Source organism: Synechococcus sp. F70.1 (assembly GCF_047502745.1).
In the GTDB taxonomy this organism is placed as follows: Bacteria; Cyanobacteriota; Cyanobacteriia; order Thermostichales; family Thermostichaceae; genus Thermostichus.
On record NZ_JANSJL010000082.1, the window covers coordinates 1 to 1,445 of the forward strand.

The window sequence follows — 1,445 nt, forward strand, 5'->3', positions numbered from 1 at the left end:
CATGGCTGTGCTCTTTCTGTACGTTGAGCGCGACTAACTCTAGTCTCGGTGGGTGTTGGAAGAGGGATCCCTTATCCAGGGATCCCTCCCTTTTTGGCAGGAAGGTGGATCTTGCTGCCATGTTCTGCCGGCAAAGGTTAAGTCTTCTTGTTTTTGGGAAGGGGGAATTTCCAGAGAGCTTCAGAGTGCTGATCGGGAAGGGGCAGCTTGCGCAACGCCCTTCCAACTTCAGCAAGTAAAGAGGAATCAGTGGCCAGCCTTAACTTTCCAACCTTGCGTATTGGTGATCCCCTTCAAGAGGGCAGTTTCCAGGTTTTCCCTCTCTTTTCTCAGGAAGAGCAGGAAGTTGCCTATCGTCTTCCAGAACTGCAAACCAAAGAAGCGACCATTACTGAGGTGAGCGAGGCTGGAGCAGTGCCTCACCTGGTTGTGGAAAACCACAGCGAGTCCCTGTTGCTGCTGGTGGAGGGGCAGGAGCTAATAGGGGCTAAACAAAACCGTGTCTTGAATACCACCGTCTTGATTAAGCCAAAGAGTAAGGTACAATACCCGTTTCCTGCGTGGAAGCTGGGAGGTGGCACTTCCAGTCTCGCGAGATGAGGGAGGTCGAGCGCCTTGTACTAACCTATTGCGATACGAGCTAAAAAGGGGTGTCTACGAGTCCCTGAAGAAGAAGATTGGCCATCGATCAGACCAAGGAAAGGTGTGGGACACTGTTGCATTTTTTCACTGCGAGCTTAATGTCAGCTCCCCGACCAGTGCTCTCAGCGACGCCTATGAGGCTGACGAGGAGGAGATTGAAGAGTTTCGCAAAGACATCAACTACGTTGAGGGAGCAACTGGCCTGGCCATTGCTCTGGATGGCCGTGTGCGCTCGCTGGATCTTTTTGGAACGGCGCAAACCTGCAGCCGGCTGTGGCCTCGCCTAGTGGCTGGGCTAGCCATAGAGGCTCTCCGCAAAACGGATTCACCAGCCAAGGCTACCTCTGAGGATGTTCTCCAGTACTGGACCGACATAACTCAATGGCCCTGGGAAGCCGTAACCACAGTGGGCGAAGGCCAGGAGTACCGAGCAAAGTCCCGGCGAGGCGACCAAGGCTCTGCGTTGTTCTACGACGAAAAGCTGGTTTATCTGTCAGCCGTTTCAATTCCTGGGGATGAGGTCAGTGGCCACCCTAGCGGTCTTTTCCCGTTCTGGTTGCGATAGCTTCCTTTGTTGCCCTACCGCCGCAAAAAGCAGCACTAGGCAGATTATCCCTACAGCGCCTTTCCAGCCTAGGGGGGATTGCCGATTCAGGTGCTCTAGAGCAAGCTGCACGTCTTGAGTTAGCTTTGAGTTAGCTTGGCTACCGCCTGTCTAGCTTTCTGGCGGCTTTGGGGGTGCTGGCGGTCCCACCGCTGGCTCACCAGGAAACCCAGGCAAGTCCAGGCCAGGTAGAATCCTC

The 1,445-nt window shown here is 54.5% G+C and carries 1 protein-coding gene and 1 pseudogene; both read left to right on the forward strand.

The features are described 5' to 3' along the window. Nucleotides 1-249 precede the first annotated feature (249 nt). Nucleotides 250-644 (forward strand): annotated as a pseudogene (locus tag NW860_RS08610) (ARPP-1 family domain-containing protein). After that, nucleotides 575-1,207, forward strand: coding sequence for an ARPP-1 family domain-containing protein (locus NW860_RS08615; RefSeq protein WP_414513637.1), 633 nt, complete (start codon nucleotides 575-577; stop codon nucleotides 1,205-1,207). The pseudogene NW860_RS08610 and the gene NW860_RS08615 overlap by 70 nt, the downstream one beginning before the upstream one ends. Nucleotides 1,208-1,445: the final 238 nt, after the last annotated feature.